18 protein-coding genes and 1 pseudogene are annotated in these 15,222 nt (G+C 60.4%); 13 read left to right on the top strand and 6 right to left on the bottom strand.

Annotation, left to right across the window (positions count from 1 at the left end; translation table 11 throughout):
- Nucleotides 1-92: 92 nt before the first annotated feature.
- The 5 genes from HX898_RS04705 (at nucleotide 93) to HX898_RS04685 (ending at nucleotide 4,946) form a co-directional block, all read left to right on the top strand.
- On the top strand, nucleotides 93-566 hold the full coding sequence (locus HX898_RS04705) for a peroxiredoxin (protein ID WP_012757610.1): 474 nt from the start codon (nucleotides 93-95) through the stop codon (nucleotides 564-566).
- Nucleotides 563-1,390, top strand: a complete 828-nt coding sequence (locus HX898_RS04700; protein WP_003540025.1) for a ferritin-like domain-containing protein — start codon at nucleotides 563-565, stop codon at nucleotides 1,388-1,390. The genes HX898_RS04705 and HX898_RS04700 overlap by 4 nt, the downstream gene beginning before the upstream one ends.
- A gap of 104 nt (nucleotides 1,391-1,494) precedes the next feature.
- A complete protein-coding gene (locus tag HX898_RS04695) occupies nucleotides 1,495-2,814 on the top strand; it encodes a peptidoglycan DD-metalloendopeptidase family protein (RefSeq protein ID WP_171598741.1) in 1,320 nt (439 codons plus the stop codon).
- A 138-nt stretch (nucleotides 2,815-2,952) separates the two neighbouring features.
- Nucleotides 2,953-4,518 carry a DEAD/DEAH box helicase gene (locus tag HX898_RS04690; protein ID WP_171598740.1) on the top strand — a complete coding sequence of 522 codons (1,566 nt, stop codon included), beginning with the start codon at nucleotides 2,953-2,955 and terminating at the stop codon, nucleotides 4,516-4,518.
- A gap of 8 nt (nucleotides 4,519-4,526) precedes the next feature.
- Nucleotides 4,527-4,946: an NUDIX domain-containing protein gene (locus HX898_RS04685; protein WP_180194107.1), complete on the top strand. Its 420-nt coding sequence runs from the start codon at nucleotides 4,527-4,529 to the stop codon at nucleotides 4,944-4,946.
- Between the two features lie 102 nt (nucleotides 4,947-5,048).
- Here the strand turns inward: HX898_RS04685 and HX898_RS04680 are convergent, their stop codons facing one another.
- Both HX898_RS04680 and HX898_RS04675 read right to left on the bottom strand, forming a co-directional pair.
- Nucleotides 5,049-5,366: a TfoX/Sxy family protein gene (locus HX898_RS04680; RefSeq protein WP_003540033.1), complete on the bottom strand. Its 318-nt coding sequence runs from the start codon at nucleotides 5,364-5,366 to the stop codon at nucleotides 5,049-5,051.
- Between the two features lie 40 nt (nucleotides 5,367-5,406).
- The gene (locus tag HX898_RS04675) at nucleotides 5,407-5,901 is read right to left on the bottom strand and encodes a flavin reductase (RefSeq protein WP_029874227.1); all 495 of its coding nucleotides are present in this window, start codon (nucleotides 5,899-5,901) and stop codon (nucleotides 5,407-5,409) included.
- Between the two features lie 183 nt (nucleotides 5,902-6,084).
- On the opposite strand from HX898_RS04675, the gene HX898_RS04670 reads away from it, so the two are divergent.
- The 5 genes from HX898_RS04670 to purB all read left to right on the top strand — a co-directional run bounded on the left by HX898_RS04670 (nucleotide 6,085) and on the right by purB (nucleotide 10,515).
- Complete coding sequence (locus HX898_RS04670) at nucleotides 6,085-7,167, top strand: ABC transporter substrate-binding protein (protein WP_180194106.1); 1,083 nt, start codon at nucleotides 6,085-6,087, stop codon at nucleotides 7,165-7,167.
- Between the two features lie 64 nt (nucleotides 7,168-7,231).
- On the top strand, nucleotides 7,232-7,909 hold the full coding sequence (rpe, locus tag HX898_RS04665) for a ribulose-phosphate 3-epimerase (protein ID WP_003559730.1): 678 nt from the start codon (nucleotides 7,232-7,234) through the stop codon (nucleotides 7,907-7,909).
- On the top strand, nucleotides 7,906-8,631 hold the full coding sequence (locus HX898_RS04660) for a DUF2259 domain-containing protein (protein WP_180194105.1): 726 nt from the start codon (nucleotides 7,906-7,908) through the stop codon (nucleotides 8,629-8,631). Before rpe ends, HX898_RS04660 begins: the two co-directional genes overlap by 4 nt.
- 32 nt (nucleotides 8,632-8,663) lie before the next feature.
- Entirely contained in the window at nucleotides 8,664-9,149 is a 486-nt protein-coding gene (locus HX898_RS04655; protein WP_027667533.1) for a hypothetical protein, read from the top strand.
- 58 nt (nucleotides 9,150-9,207) lie between these two features.
- A complete protein-coding gene (gene purB, locus HX898_RS04650; protein ID WP_138389088.1) occupies nucleotides 9,208-10,515 on the top strand; it encodes an adenylosuccinate lyase in 1,308 nt (435 codons plus the stop codon).
- A gap of 90 nt (nucleotides 10,516-10,605) precedes the next feature.
- Here purB and HX898_RS04645 read toward each other — a convergent pair whose 3' ends face one another.
- Together HX898_RS04645 and HX898_RS33115 are read right to left on the bottom strand one after the other, a co-directional pair.
- Nucleotides 10,606-11,007 carry a hypothetical protein gene (locus HX898_RS04645; RefSeq protein ID WP_138389087.1) on the bottom strand — a complete coding sequence of 134 codons (402 nt, stop codon included), beginning with the start codon at nucleotides 11,005-11,007 and terminating at the stop codon, nucleotides 10,606-10,608.
- Nucleotides 11,008-11,066: 59 nt separating this feature from the next.
- A pseudogene (locus HX898_RS33115) lies at nucleotides 11,067-11,285 on the bottom strand (low affinity iron permease family protein); the annotation flags it as partial.
- 787 nt (nucleotides 11,286-12,072) lie between these two features.
- On the opposite strand from HX898_RS33115, the gene HX898_RS33405 reads away from it, so the two are divergent.
- Nucleotides 12,073-12,204 (top strand): hypothetical protein, encoded by a 132-nt coding sequence (locus HX898_RS33405; RefSeq protein WP_281385515.1) that lies wholly within the window; start codon nucleotides 12,073-12,075, stop codon nucleotides 12,202-12,204.
- Between the two features lie 137 nt (nucleotides 12,205-12,341).
- On the top strand, nucleotides 12,342-12,779 hold the full coding sequence (locus HX898_RS04640) for a hypothetical protein (protein ID WP_210258849.1): 438 nt from the start codon (nucleotides 12,342-12,344) through the stop codon (nucleotides 12,777-12,779).
- A gap of 227 nt (nucleotides 12,780-13,006) precedes the next feature.
- Here the strand turns inward: HX898_RS04640 and HX898_RS04635 are convergent, their stop codons facing one another.
- On the bottom strand, nucleotides 13,007-13,474 hold the full coding sequence (locus HX898_RS04635; RefSeq protein ID WP_138389086.1) for a low affinity iron permease family protein: 468 nt from the start codon (nucleotides 13,472-13,474) through the stop codon (nucleotides 13,007-13,009).
- 156 nt (nucleotides 13,475-13,630) lie between these two features.
- Nucleotides 13,631-14,437, bottom strand: coding sequence for a DUF2189 domain-containing protein (locus HX898_RS04630; protein WP_138389085.1), 807 nt, complete (start codon nucleotides 14,435-14,437; stop codon nucleotides 13,631-13,633).
- Nucleotides 14,438-14,613: 176 nt separating this feature from the next.
- Between HX898_RS04630 and HX898_RS04625 the strand changes: the two genes are divergently transcribed.
- Complete coding sequence (locus HX898_RS04625) at nucleotides 14,614-15,168, top strand: alpha/beta hydrolase (protein WP_130825528.1); 555 nt, start codon at nucleotides 14,614-14,616, stop codon at nucleotides 15,166-15,168.
- The last annotated feature ends 54 nt before the right edge of the window (nucleotides 15,169-15,222 follow it).

Below are 15,222 nucleotides of genomic sequence, written 5' to 3'. Positions count from 1 at the left end.
GAACCCGGCCATGCTGGACGGGTATCCGTCCACTATATAATTCGGGGAGAGAAAGTGTCATCCACAAACCCGGCAAAAGAAAGGTTTTCCCAATGGCGGTTCCCGGCATCGGCGTCTCGGCCCCTGATTTCAACCTTCCCCGCGACGGCGGCGGCCGCGTTTCGCTGGCCGAATTCCACGGCAAGCCGCTCGTGTTGTTCTTCTATCCCAAGGATGACACGACGGGCTGCACCGCCGAATCACTGGCTTTCACCGCGTTAGCAGCCGAGTTCGAAGCGGCCGGTGCTGCCGTCATCGGCATGTCGCCCGATTCGGCCGCCTGCCATGACAAATTCATCAAGAAGCACCGTCTTTCGGTGGCGCTCGCCTCGGACGAGGAAAAGACGACGCTGCAGGCCTATGGCGTCTGGAAGGAAAAGAGCATGTACGGCCGCAACTTCATGGGTGTCGAGCGCACCACCTTCCTGATTCGCCAGGACGGGACGATCGCCACCATCTGGCAGAAGGTGAAGGTGCAGGGCCATGCCGAAACCGTGCTCGAGGCCGTGAGGAACCTGGCGGCGTGACCGGGGATCTCACGATAACGTCGCTGCGCGGCGGCGCCATCGATGCGATCTCTTCCGCCGATCTCGACCGCAAGACGGCGCTTGCCCAGGAAAGCGCCACCCGCTGGTTCGCCCGCCGGGTGTCGCTGCGCTCGCCGCTCGATGCCGCCCTGCCCGACAGGCCCGGCCGTCCTGAGAAACCGGTGCTGACGCCGCCGACCCAGGTGGAGAAGCGCTCGCTGCATACGCTCAAAGGGCGGATCGCCCTGCTGCACGCCATCGCCCATATCGAACTCAACGCCGTCGATCTGGCGCTCGATATCGTCGCGCGATTCGCGACCGAGCAGGTGCCCAATTCCTTTTTCGACGGCTGGATGCTGGTCGCCTTCGAGGAGGCGAAACATTTCCGTATGGTGCGCGCCAGGCTCAACGATCTCGGCGCCGATTACGGCGATCTGCCCGCCCATGACGGGCTCTGGCAGGCCGCCCATTCGACGCGCAACGACCTGACGGCAAGGCTCGCCGTCGTACCGCTGATTCTGGAAGCCCGCGGCCTCGACGTCACGCCATCGCTGCAGGCGAAGATGCGCCAGACAGGCGATCTCGAAAGTGCAGCGGTGCTCGACGTCATCTACAATGACGAGAAAGGCCATGTCGCCGTCGGCGCCAAATGGTTCCGCTTCCTCTGCGCCCGCGAGAAGCGCGATCCGGCAAAGGCCTTCCAGGAGCTGGTGCGCGCCAATTTCCGCGGACCGCTGAAGCCGCCCTTCAACGACCTTGCCCGCGCCGAGGCCGGGCTGACGCCGTCCTTCTACCGATCGCTCGCATCGATCAGCCACGCTTGAAGTCACTGAAATTTATGACGCGACGGCGACAATGAAAGCATTCATTAACCATAACGGTGTCTAATTTCCGAAAGAGGCGTAGAGCATCAATCGGGAGAGCCTGCGTGAACAGCGGACATCAGCACCGGGTATTCGGCAGGCGGGCGCAGGAACATATCCTCATCCTCGCAAGCGGCGACAAGGTCCGCCATATGACGGTCCGGCCATGGATGGCAGCACTTGCCTTCTGCTTCATCGGGGTTTTCTCTATCGGCTACCTGCTGGCCACGTCCTATCTCGTGCTGCGCGACGATCTGATCGGCGCCACCATGGCCCGCCAGGCCCGCATGCAGCACGACTATGAAGACCGCATCGCCGCCCTCCGCGCGCAGGTCGACCGCATCACCTCCCGCCAGCTTCTCGACCAGCAGGTGGTCGAAGACAAGGTCGACAAGCTGATGGAGCAGCAGATGGCGCTGACCTCGCGCCATGGCAAACTCGACAATCTGCTCGACCGGGCCGAAAGCTCCGGCCTGACGGAAAAGGACGGCGCCCCGCCTGCGCCGTCTTCGCCCGTTCAGTCCTATGCACCCGATGTCAAGGACAAGCGCGCTTCGCTCTCCGGTAGCGGCATCGAGGCAATCGAGAAACAGCTGGCGAGCGGCGCGCCCGCCGATGCGACGCCCGACAATTCAACGCTTGCCTATGTGCCGGCCACCGACACGGTCGGCGACCGTGCCGACCGCATCTTCTCCAAGGTGACGCTGTCGCTCAAAGATGTCGAACAGGATCAACGCAGCCGTGTCGAACAGCTGACGAGCGATGCCGGCAATGCCGCCAACGCCATCGAGACTGTGCTGACCCGCTTCAAGATTCCGATGCCCGAGACCGCTGCCAGGAAAGACGACGACGATGCCGTCGGCGGCCCCTATGTCGAGCCTGAAAGCAACGACGGCTTCAACAATTCGCTGGCAGCGCTCGACGGCGCGCTGACCCGGCTCGAAGCCGTGCGCAGCACTGCCGAATCCCTGCCCTTCCGCAATCCCGCTATCGGCAAGGATGTGACCAGCCCCTTCGGCAATCGCCGTGATCCCTTCCTCGGCCGCCTCGCGCTCCATTCCGGCATCGACTTCCGCTTTTCGCCGGGCGAAAGGATCCGCCCGACGGCGCCCGGCAAGGTGATTTCGGCCGGCTGGACCGGCGGCTACGGCAACATGGTCGAGGTCGATCACGGCAACGGCATCTCGACGCGTTACGGGCATATGTCGGAGGTTCTGGTCAAGGTCGGCGACACGGTCGACCGCAACGACGTCATCGGCCTTGCCGGCAGCACCGGCCGCTCGACCGGCACGCACCTGCATTATGAAGTGCGCCAGGACGGTCATGCCGTCGATCCAGTATATTTCATGAATGCCGGCCTTAAACTCGCCACCTATATCAAGTAACTCCTGCCGGGTAACCAACGCTTCACTCTGCAATGGGTGCCGCGTCTCTATTTCTTGACTTGCCGGCCATTCGGGGCTATGTCGCGCTGCATTGCGGCATGCAATCCCGCCGACTCGTTCAGAGCTCGGCCGAACGGAATGGAAACAGTTTTCCCTTTGACGACATTTGCTGACCTTGGCCTAAGCCAAAAAGTGCTATCCGCTGTTACGGACGCGGGCTACACGATCCCAACGCCTATTCAGGCGGGCGCCATCCCGTTTGCGCTCGAGCGCCGCGATATTTGCGGCATCGCGCAGACCGGCACTGGCAAGACGGCATCCTTCGTTCTGCCGATGCTGTCGCTTCTGGAGAAGGGCCGTGCGCGCGCGCGCATGCCCCGCACGCTGATTCTCGAGCCGACGCGCGAACTCGCCGCCCAGGTCGCCGAGAACTTCGAGAAATACGGCAAGAACCACCGCCTCAACGTTGCCCTTCTCATCGGCGGCGTTTCCTTCGAGGACCAGGACCGCAAGCTCGAACGCGGCGCCGATGTGCTGATCTGCACCCCCGGCCGCCTGCTCGACCATTTCGAGCGCGGCAAGCTCCTGATGAGCGGCGTCGAGATCCTCGTCATCGACGAGGCCGACCGAATGCTCGACATGGGTTTCATCCCCGATATCGAACGCATCGCCAAGATGATCCCGTTCACCCGCCAGACGTTGTTCTTCTCGGCAACCATGCCGTCGGAGATTCAGAAGCTCGCGGACCGCTTCCTGCAGAATCCAGAGCGCATCGAGGTCGCAAAGCCGGCTTCCGCTGCCGAGACCGTGACGCAGCGCTTCGTCGCTTCGCACGGCAAGGATTACGAGAAGCGAGCGGTTCTGCGCGAACTCGTCCGCGCCCAGACCGAGCTCAAGAACGCTATCGTCTTCTGCAACCGCAAGAAGGATGTCGCCGATCTCTTCCGGTCGCTCGAGCGTCACGGCTTCTCGGTCGGCGCCCTGCATGGCGATATGGACCAGCGTTCCCGCACGATGACGCTGCAGAGCTTCCGCGATGGCAACCTCCAGCTTCTGGTCGCTTCCGACGTCGCCGCCCGCGGCCTCGATATCCCTGATGTCAGCCACGTCTTCAATTTCGACGTGCCGATCCATTCCGAGGATTACGTCCACCGCATCGGCCGCACCGGCCGTGCCGGCCGCTCGGGTGCCGCCTTCACGCTCGTTACCAAGCGCGACACCAAATTCGTCGATGCCATCGAGAAGCTGATCGGCCAGAAGGTCGAATGGCTGAGCGGCGACCTGACGTCGCTGCCGCCGCCGGCAGAAGACAGCAGGGACAGCGAACGCCCGCGCCGCAACAGCCGCGAACGTGGCGCCAGAGATGGTGCAGGCCGAGATCGTGCGCCGAGAGAGAATGGCGACAAAGATCGTGGACGCGGACGCGGCAATCGCGCCGCTGCGAGTCATAAATCTGATAACGACATACAGGATAATGGCGTAGACGTGATCGAAGCAGCACCAGTAAAGGCCGACATCGTGAAGAACGAGCGCAAAGCAGAGCAGAAGCCGCAGAACAACGCGCGCAATAGTCGGCCTTACCCGGCAAACGATGACAGCCGCGACCGCCGCCGCCATCGCGACCACGACGACGGCCCGACCCCGGTCGGCTTCGGCGACGATATCCCCGCCTTCATGCTGATCGCCGGCAGCGCCAAGGTCTAAGCATTACTATGGGCAGGCCCGGCATTGATTTTCCGGGTCTCGGCGTCGGTCTGGTGATTCTGCGCGACGCCAGGATCCTTCTTTACAAACGCATGCGACCACCTGAAGCCGGCTATTGGAATATCGTCGGCGGCAAGGTCGATCATATGGAGCCGGCAGAGACTGCCGCGCGCCGTGAGGCCGAGGAGGAAACCGGCCTGACGATCGGCCGCATCGAACGAATCAGCGTGACCGAACAGATCATCGATGCCGACCGCCAACACTGGATCTCGATCCTCTATCTCGCCCGCGACGTCGAGGGCGAGCCGCAACTGACCGAACCGGACAAGCTTTCGGATTTCGGCTGGTTTCCGCTGACGGATCTACCCGAGCCACTGTCGGCCTTCACCAAGGCTGCGATAGCAGCCTTGCCGACCGCTGAACGCTAGAGCATTTCCGTTTTTCTCCGAATCACCGAAATGCTCTATCTCTTTGTTTTCACGCAATTCCGGACGCAAAACCGCTACGCACTTTTGCTGGAATTGCTCTAGCTATTCGGCGCGAAGCGACGCCTCATAGGCAAGCCTTACCCATTTCGCCATTAGATCGGGATCGTCGTAGGCCTCGTCGGGGATCGACCAGTAGGGCATTTTTACCGGCTTGCCCTTCTTGCCCTCATAGGTCCATTGCGTGGCGCCGGCAGCGGCAAATTCCGGAGCGCTCGTCTCGTCGGCTTTCAGCAGCATCTCGTCGCGCACTTCGAGCGCAATGATGCGCCCGAGATGATAGATGCCTTTGCCGCCGAACATGCGCTTGACCGTGACGGGGCCAAGCCCCTGAAACATTTCCTCGATCCCGGCATTGTCCATTCTTTATTCCCTCGAAATGCAATGACGCACGGCGCTCCAATTACAGCGCGTGATAATCCCGGTTCATATAGATGAGCGCCGGGTGTTTTTCGCTGAAGCGGACAGCCGCGACCTCGCCGAAGATGACATTGTGCGTCGGCATTTCCTTGATATCGATCACCCGGCAATCGAAGGCGGCAAGTGCGTCGGCCAGCACGGGCGCACCGGTGGCAAGCATATCGAAACGGGCGCTGGCGAAACGGTCGTCATTGGCAAGCGACGTGCGCCCGGAAAAGGCGTCGGCCACGCCCTGGTGGTGGGCGCCGAGCGTGTTAAGCGCGAAGATGCCGCTGCGAAAGAAGATCTCGTTCTTCGGATTGGTGTTGTTGAGGCAGATCAGCACCGAGGCCGGATTGTCCGAGACCGAGCAGGCGGCGGTGATGGTGACGCCGCGGCGCAGCTCGCCCATTGCCGTCGTCACGAGCTGCACATGGCCGGCATAACGGCTCATGGCATCGCGATAAAGGCCGGGGTCGATATGCTGCCTGTTCAACACCTGCTTCTCCCGTACGCGCTTACTCTGTCTGGATCGACTTGCTATCGCGCCAATATGGCGAGCATCGGTTACCTTTTCTACAATAGGACCGGTGAAAAGCGCTGCGTTGCGCTTGTTTTTCTTTGACGATCGCGGCCTTGCGGATAAAAGGGCATGGACGATGGCTAGGGATCTCCGCCTTTCATGATCAACCTGCGTGGCATAGCAGCTTTTCTGGCGCTGCTGGGAGCGGCGGCTGAAAGCCATGCGGCCGGCGTGACGATCGGCGTCGTCGCCCCTCAGAACGGCCCGCTCGCCCTCCTCGGCGCCCAGATTGCCGCCGGCGCCGGTTTCGAGATCCAGCAGTCCGGAAATACCCTCGTCGCCATCAACGAGACCTGCGAGGAGAATAGTGGTGCCGCGGTCGCCGATGCGCTTGTCAATGCCAAGGTACAGGTCGCGGTCGGCTTTCTCTGCAGCGAGACGCTGGAAGACGCGCTGCCGAAGCTGAAGGATGCCAATATCCCCGCGATCACCGTCTCCGTGCGCTCCCGCATCCTGATGGAGGATGCGTTGAAGAACGGCTGGCCGCTTTTCCGCGCGGCGCCCGCCGACGGTGCCGAGGCGGCAAAGGTCATCGAGGTGATCCTGAAGGACTGGGCCGCCGATCCGATCGCCCTGATCGAGGACGGCACCATTCATGGCCGCGAACTGACGGAAGCGGTGCGCAATGCGCTGGAGCAGAACGGCCTGAAGCCAGTCTTTACCGATACCTACCGGCCGGGACAGGAACAGCAGATTGCCCTCGTCCGCCGCCTGAAACGGGCCGGCGCCACCAGGGTCTTCATCGGCGGCGACCGCAACGACGTCGCCGTCATCGCCCGCGACGCCAAGGCCGAGAACATCCAGCTTTCCATCCTCGGCGGCGATGCCATGCGCGCTGCCGACCAGCCGCTGCCGCTTGATGCCGGCGTGCGCGCCGTCGCCCTGCCCGAATATGCCATCCTGCAGGAAGGCACGGCCGCGGCAGACGCGCTGCGCGCCAAAGGCATCGAGCCGGAAGGTTATGTCCTGCCGTCGCTGGCCGCCGCCCTCATTGCCGGCCAGGCGGGACAAGCCGCAACTGCGGTGGGCAAGCCCCTTCAGGAGATGCTTCTCGGCACGACATTCCAGACGCCGGTCGGCGCTATCGCCTTCACCGGCGCGCATGAACTTTCGCAAAATCCCTACCGCCTGCTCGAATGGCGGGGCAACGGCTTTTTTCCACCTGCCGCGCCGACGCAATGAGCGGCGCGCCAGCCTTGAATTCGGGCCCCGCGCTCAAATGGCGGCCCATACGGAGTAAGATTTGATGACGCTGCCCATTCGCATTGCCCCCTCGATCCTCGCAGCGGATTTCGCCAGGCTCGGCGAGGAGGTCCGCGACGTGACGGCCGCCGGCGCCGACTGGATCCATCTCGACGTGATGGACGGCCATTTCGTGCCGAACATCTCCTTCGGCCCCGATGTCATCAAGTCGCTGCGCTCCTATACGTCAGCCACCTTCGACTGCCACCTGATGATCTCCCCGGTCGACGACTATCTCGAAGCCTTCGCCAAGGCCGGCTGTGACCGTATCACCGTCCATGCCGAAGCCGGACCGCATCTGCACCGCTCGCTGCAGACTATCCGCAATCTCGGCAAGAAGGTCGGGGTGACGATCAATCCGGCGACACCGCTCAGCGCCATCGAGAACGTGCTCGACGATGTCGATCTCATCCTGATCATGTCGGTCAATCCCGGCTTCGGTGGGCAGAAGTTCATTCCGGCGATGGCGAAGAAGATCGCGGCGGCGAAGTCACTGATCGGTGATCGGCCGATTGAGCTCGAGGTCGACGGCGGCGTCACGGTGGAAACGGCGCCTGATATCGCGCGGGCGGGCGGCAACGTTCTCGTCGCCGGCTCGGCAATTTTCAAGGGCGATACGGTCGAGGATTATCGCCGGACTGTCGCCGATCTGCGTCAGGCAGCCGAAGGGGCACGAGCATGAAGAAACGTCTGATTATCGGTGGCATGCTTGCCGTCACATTTGCCGGCCTGCCCGGCCTGTCGCTTGCCGGCGACATCGCCAATATCCAGCCGATCGGCTTTTCCGCCGACGGCAAGGTCTTCGGATTTCAGGAGTTCGGCATCCAGGAGAGCGGCAACCTTCCCTACTCCAACACCTATTTCATCGATACTGAAGACGGCCACTATCTCGAGGGCACGCCCTTCCACACGGAGCTGACCGACAAGGATGCCAATCTTTCCAAGGCGCGGCGGCAGAACCTGACGGCGGCGCGCAGCCAGATGGACAAATACGATCTTCTGACCAATCCCGGCCTGATCGCCGCCTTCAATCCGCCGACCGAACTCGGCTCCCCTTCGAAGACGATCCGCTACACGACACTTGCGACCGACGGCCCGCCGAAATCGCCCTATACGCTCTCGCTCGGCGAGATGCCGGTACCAACGCCGAAGGATTGCGCTGCAGTCGACAAGCGGGTCATCGGCTTCAGCCTGCAGATGATCGAGAAGGAAGGCGCTCCGAACCGGCAGGCGGCGCGCCAGGCCACCGCAGTTCCGGCCGAGCGCGTATGTTCCGTCGAATACCGGATCGGCGGCGCCGTGGTCTATCAGCCGGAAGGCGGAAACCAGGTTCACATCGCCCTCGTCCTGGCTTTCGATGCCGACAGGAACGGACGCTGGATCGCCGTTCCGGTTCATCCCTGAACATGGATCGCCCGAGGACGGATCGCCCCCGGATGGATCGTCTAAGAGCTGCACGGCCGCCCTACCCCGATCTGATCGCCGGCGCGTTGCTTTGGGGCATGCAGATGCTTGCCGCCGCCATGCTCGGCCTTTACCTGCGCAACGGCCTGCAGACGAGCCGCCTTGCCGAGATCGCCGCACTCTATTTCGCCGGCGGCCTGTTTGCCTGGCCGTTCGCCCTGCCGGTCGCCCGCTTCCTCGCCTTTGACAGGCCACTGGAAACGCGTTTTGCCGCTTTTTTCGTGACGCTGACAGCGGCCACGATCCTGATGACCGCTTTCCTCTTCGCCATGGAATACCGGATGTTCTATTCGCGCTGGCACGCCCCCTTCGGCAGTATCGTCTGGGCTTTCCAGTTCGTCTTCACCAGTATCAGCGCCGTCTACCAGTTCCTGGTGATCGGCCTGCGCCTCTTCCTGCCGCTCGGCCTCGTCTGTCTTGTCGCAAGCAGCTATCATCTTGCCAAACGCATGCGTTGAGATTGCCGCCCGTCTTTGCTACAGGGGCGCTAACAAACCTCTTGAAAGGCAGCCGCCCATGATCCCGCGTTATTCCCGGCCCGAAATGGTCGACATCTGGTCTCCCGAAACCAAGTTCCGCATCTGGTTCGAGATCGAGGCGCATGCCTGCGACGCGCTGGCCGAACTCGGCGTCATCCCGAAATCGGCGGCAAAGACGATCTGGGAGAAAGGCGGCGCCGCCACCTTTGACGTCGACCGCATCGATGAGATCGAGGCCGTCACCAAACATGACGTCATCGCCTTCCTCACCCACCTCGCCGAGATCGTCGGCCCGGATGCGCGCTTCGTCCACCAGGGCATGACCTCGTCCGACGTGCTCGACACTTGCTTCAACGTCCAGCTGGTCCGCGCCACCGACATCCTGCTTGCCGATATCGATCGCCTGCTCGAGGCGCTGAAAACCCGCGCCTTCGAACACAAGGACACCGTCACCATCGGCCGTTCGCACGGCATCCATGCCGAGCCCACCACCTTCGGCGTCAAGCTGGCGCTCGCCTATGCCGAATTCGAGCGCTGCCGCCAGCGCCTCGTCGCCGCCCGCGAGGAAGTCGCGACCTGCGCCATCTCGGGCGCCGTCGGCACCTTCGCCAATATCGATCCGCGCGTCGAGGAACATGTCGCCGAGGCCCTTGGCCTAAAGGCCGAGCCGGTTTCGACGCAGGTCATCCCGCGTGACCGCCACGCCATGTATTTCGCCACCCTCGGCGTCGTCGCCTCGTCGATCGAGCGGCTGGCAACCGAGATCCGCCACCTGCAGCGCACCGAGGTGCTCGAAGCCGAGGAATATTTCTCGCCCGGCCAGAAAGGCTCCTCGGCCATGCCGCACAAGCGCAACCCGGTTCTGACCGAAAACCTGACCGGTCTTGCCCGCATGGTCCGCTCCTATGCCATGCCGGCCATGGAAAACGTCGCCCTCTGGCACGAGCGCGATATCTCCCACTCCTCGGTCGAGCGCATGATCGGCCCCGATGCCACCGTGACGCTCGATTTCGCCCTGTCGCGGCTTGCCGGCGTCATCGAGAAGCTGCTGGTTTATCCCGAGAACATGGAAAAGAACCTCAACAAATTCCGCGGCCTCGTCCATTCGCAGCGTGTCCTGCTGGCACTGACCCAGGCCGGCACCTCCCGCGAGGACGCCTACCGCCTCGTCCAGCGCAACGCTATGAAGGTCTGGGAACAGGGCAAGGATTTCCTGGAGGAGTTGCTTGCTGATGCGGAAGTCCGCGCCGCACTGTCGGAAGAGGACATCCGCGAAAAATTCGACCTCGGCTACCACACCAAACACGTCGACACGATCTTCCGCCGCGTCTTCGGCAACGCCTGAGCGATCTGCAATCAACGATATAGCGGCCAACGATATAGCGGCGCCCTTGCAGGCGCCGTTTTTCTGCCGGCATACCTCTCCATCGAGAATCTATCGGACGGCTTTTCCCCTCAGTCGCAGCCTGATCATAACTGTAAAGTACATGCAGGCGACGAAGACAGAAGGCAGGGAAATGACTAAGAAAAAAGCTAATAAGGTCAGCCTTTGAATGCTGCCACCTGACAACAGCAAGAAAGCCGCCGTGATCAGCAATAAAATTGCTATAAAAATGATAAATGACCAAAGAACTGGCCGTGAATTTATTTCACTGTATTTAACGCGATAAAAAATAAATAATATAAAAACGATTGGCAGCGAAACAATAAACTTTGGAATAAACGCGATAAAGCCGATATCGTCGAAGAAAAATGGCAAATGACCTAACGCCATTCCTATGAAATAAGCCTGAAAGAACAGCTCGACCTGCGGCTCTCTAAGAAGGGAGTCGTTCATTTTCCCCTACGGAGTTGGATTTAATGAACTCAATATAATTGCCGATTGTATTTCATAGTCTAGCTTTTCTCAAGCGGCCGTTGTTTTTGCTTCGGCGCTTTGGCAGCCACAGGACGCTTGCGTGCCTCCGCCTTTTTCGACGGTTCCGCATTCGCTGCCTCCGCTCCCCGCCTTTGGCGGCCTTGGCGACCAACTCGTCGAGTCGTTTCAGCTCTTCCTCGTCGAGATTTTCGATGCGATGAAACGTTCTCGGCATGGATGCTCAGGCTCTTTTGGCTGAAGCCCACCGGGAGATCAGAAAAGCGTGGTTCTGGCCGACCGCTTGGAAAGAAGTAAGTCAGCACGTCCCATAGCATCGTCACTATTTTTGGCGGGAGTGGCGCAAAGCAAAAGACTTTAGCCCTGCAAAGGACGCTGCGATCAATCTGAAAAGCATTCCTTCTTCGATCGACGTCGCTTATCCTTCCTCGGGGACGCTGCTGCCGACTTCATTGGTCCTGCCTATGCTCGAGAAGAATACCGAGATCGCCGTTCCACTTTTTGTTCCTGCTTCTTTGCGTGGTTGCGCAACCTTTCAATGTCCCGCCTGATTTGCATAATGAAATGGTTGTACTCGCGGCTGACACATTTCTTTTTGTCCGATGTTCCGAATCCTTCGTTCGCTTCGGCAACGGATTACTCAAACCACTGTCGAATAGCGTATCTATTGCGGGGAAATAAGCGTGAATAAAATTCACATAGCAAGAAGATCAATGGTAATATTGTCTTTCGCTTATTTTATTGTTTTTTACTGCCTTTTCAGGCAGTCAGCATATTACGATAGCACATACGAAGAACTTTCCGATATTGTTCGGTTTAATGGCCATTTAGTAGAAATGATATTGATATCTCCACAGGTTTATCCGCTGATGATACTTTCCGGATTCTTGATTTATTTGAGGAATAGGGATGGTGTAATAAAGCAGCTAATGTGTATCTGGTCTGTAGTATTTGTACTTGGCTCAGCTTGGACCGCTCTGGTCATCTATTTAATTGAAAACGGCTAAATTTCAAAGGAGATATACCATGGCAGACCCGACATCGCTGTTCACACGGGAAACGACAGACTTTATCGTACGGAATGCATCTGAAGCCAATACCGTAGCTTTGTCCGTCAGCGTCAAGGTCAAGACCGGCAGCCGGCGTATCCTTGATTAACTCTATTCGCCGTTGGCCGAGATCGTATCGGAAGCGATGCGGGAGCGATGAGGCCTTGTCCGACGAGTTCACGATTCGCTATGACCAGATTCAGCCGCTGACGCAGTGACGCCTGCGCCCAAAATACGAGATCAACAATGACAACAGAGGTTCTAGTGAAGAAAGCATTTATTCTGTCGGTTGCCACGATGTGCGTCAGTGCAGCGTTGACGAGTTGCACGACGACCGGTCCGGATGGATTGTCGCGTCATCAAAAAAATGTCACCGCGGCAAGCGGTGAGCGCACCAAGCTTGGTGTCGCCTTCAGCCTCAATCCTGACTGCAGCGCGAAAGTAGTACCAGAGGTCCGCATCCGCGAGGCCCCGAAGCATGGCAAGGTGGAGAGCCTGCGCGAACTCGCATTCCCCAATGGCAAGGGCGATTATAAGAAGTGCAATGGTACAAAGGTGCTTGCCACGGTAGGGTACTACACGTCTGACAAGGGCTTTGTCGGCAAGGACAGAATTGTTGTTCGCACGTCCGATAAAAACGGCCATGTCGATGAAGGTGTGCTGAATATCACCGTTGTCGAATAGTCCAGCTGCGATGGTAGCCGGCATCGTGATCTCATGACGCCGCCTGCCCAAGAACCAAACTTCGATACTGTGAGGACTCCCGTGACCCGGCGACACGGGATTTCCTTTGTTCGGCCCCCCTTCTCCTTGCCGGGGACATGCCCAAGCTCAGGAGAGCAAGAAGGAGAATATGTCCGCACTGTGATCTCAGGCAGTCGGTAAGCCCAATAAAAATAGTCGACCGATCTCTACCTCTGCTTCACCGGCTTGGCTGAAACCCGTCGGTTGCGCGCCTCCGCCTTTTTCGACGGTGTCGCATTTGCTGCTTCGGTTGGTTCCGATGTCCTGCAAGCCTCCGTCTCGCCCCTGCCCTTTGCCGCCTTGGCGACCAGCTCGTCGAGACGTTTCAGCTCCTCCTCGTCGAGATTCTCGATGCCGATGAAACGGTTTTCGGCATGGCTGGTCAGGATGATTTCGTTGAGCTTGGCCTGTATCGCCCGCGTGTCGCGTGTCTGGGCGTTCTGCAGCACGAAGACCATCAGGAAAGTGACGATCGTCGTGCCGGTATTGATGACCAGCTGCCAGGTTTCCGAATAATCGAACAGGGGGCCGAGTGCCGCCCAGATGACGACGGCGATCAGTGCCAGGATGAAGATGACGGGTTTTCCCGCCCATTCTGATACCTTTGTTGCGAAGCGGGCGAACAGATGCTTCATCGTCACCTCTGGAATCCTCCCTCGACGTCTCCGGAGCATGATGTCGACGAGACATCATGCTCTCGGCAAAACAAACTCCGAGGCAGGATCGAGGTTCCCCCAGGGATCCGAGATTTCCTGAGGGATCTCCGGGATTCCCCGCAGGCAGGGCCGTGGTTATGCTGTGACTTCCCGCGCAATCAGCTTGCGATAGAGATGCCAGGTCGCATGGCCGAGGATCGGGATAACCAGCGCAAGCCCGGCAAAGACCGGGATCGTGCCGATGACGAGCAACGCGGCGACGATCAGGCCCCAGAGCAGCACCGGCACCGGATTGAGAACCAGCGCGCGGATCGACGCCGTGACGGCAGCGACTGCCCCGACATCGCGGTCGAGCAGCAGCGGAAAGGTGATGACCGTCATCGCCAGCACGACGAGCGCAAAGACGAAGCCGATCAGATTGCCCCAGATGATCAGCTGCATGCCCTCTGACGTGCCGAAGACCTGGCGGAAGAAATCCGCCATGCTGCGCGGAAAGACCTCGCCGAGCAAATTGCTGTAGAGCGTCTGTGCCGTCACCAGCCAGACGACGAAGAGGCCGCAGAGCATGAGCCCGACCACCACGATCGCTGGCAGCGCCGGCGAATGTCGCACCTCGAGTGCATGCTTCCATGAGGTGTCGAGGCCGGCCTCGCGCCGGCGGCTGATCTCGTAGAGGCCAATCGCTGCGATCGGGCCGATCAGCACGAAACCCGCCATCAGCGGAAAGACCATCGGCAAAAGGTTGGCGCCCGAGGTCCACAGCGTCAGGAAAACGCCGGCGATCGGGTACATCAGGCACAGGAACACATAGTGGGACGGTTTCTCCATGAAATCGTCGTATCCGCGCTTCAGCGCGTCGAAGACGTCGGCGATACCGATGCGATTGACGACGGGCCGCGCTAAGCTTTCGCTTGCACCCGTCATGACGTGAAATGCCGCCATGGCTTTCTCCTCCTCAGCCGAGACCTGATCGGCGGCGGACAGCACCGGCGGGCAAGCCGATACGAATTCCGCAACCGGCACTGGAGGAATATAGCAACTTTCAGGGCCCGTGTCGCTCCCTCCCTTGACATCCCCCTCTTGACATCTTGGACCAGCTTTCTCACATCGGCGGCATCATGAAAGCCTCAGACGCAGATATCCTCATCATCCCCGGTTACACCAATTCCGGCCCGAGCCACTGGCAGAGCCGCTGGGAGGCAAAGCTCAGCACGGCGCGGCGTGTCGAACAGGCCGAATGGACGAAGCCGGTCCGCGAGGACTGGATCGCCCGCATCGCCGAGGAAGTGAACGCCTCGACCCGTCCGGTCGTCCTCGTCGCCCATTCGCTGGGCGTGCCCTCCGTGATCCATGCCATCCCGCATTTCCGCAACCGAGTGGCGGGCGCTTTCCTCGTCGCCCCGCCCGATGTCGCCAATCCCGACATCCGCCCGAAGCACCTGATGACCTTCGGCCCCTATCCGCGCGATCCGCTGCCCTTCCCGTCGATCACGGTGGCCAGCCGCAACGATCCGTTCGGCACCTACGAGCATGCCGACGATGTCGCCAGCAGCTGGGGCTCCTTCCTCGTCGATGCCGGCGAGGCCGGCCACATCAACGCCGATTCCGGTCACGGCCCCTGGCCCGAAGGCACCATGGTCTTTGCCCAGTTCCTCGGCCGGCTCTCCGCCTGATTGCGGAAAAGACGCCGCCTCGCTTGTTGAGCAGGTGCTTTCTAAGTCTTTCTT

Origin of the sequence: Rhizobium sp. WYCCWR 11128 (genome assembly GCF_013416305.1) — a bacterium.
Lineage (GTDB): Bacteria > Pseudomonadota > Alphaproteobacteria > Rhizobiales > Rhizobiaceae > Rhizobium > Rhizobium indicum.
This window is presented reverse-complemented; position numbering and strand designations above follow the sequence as displayed.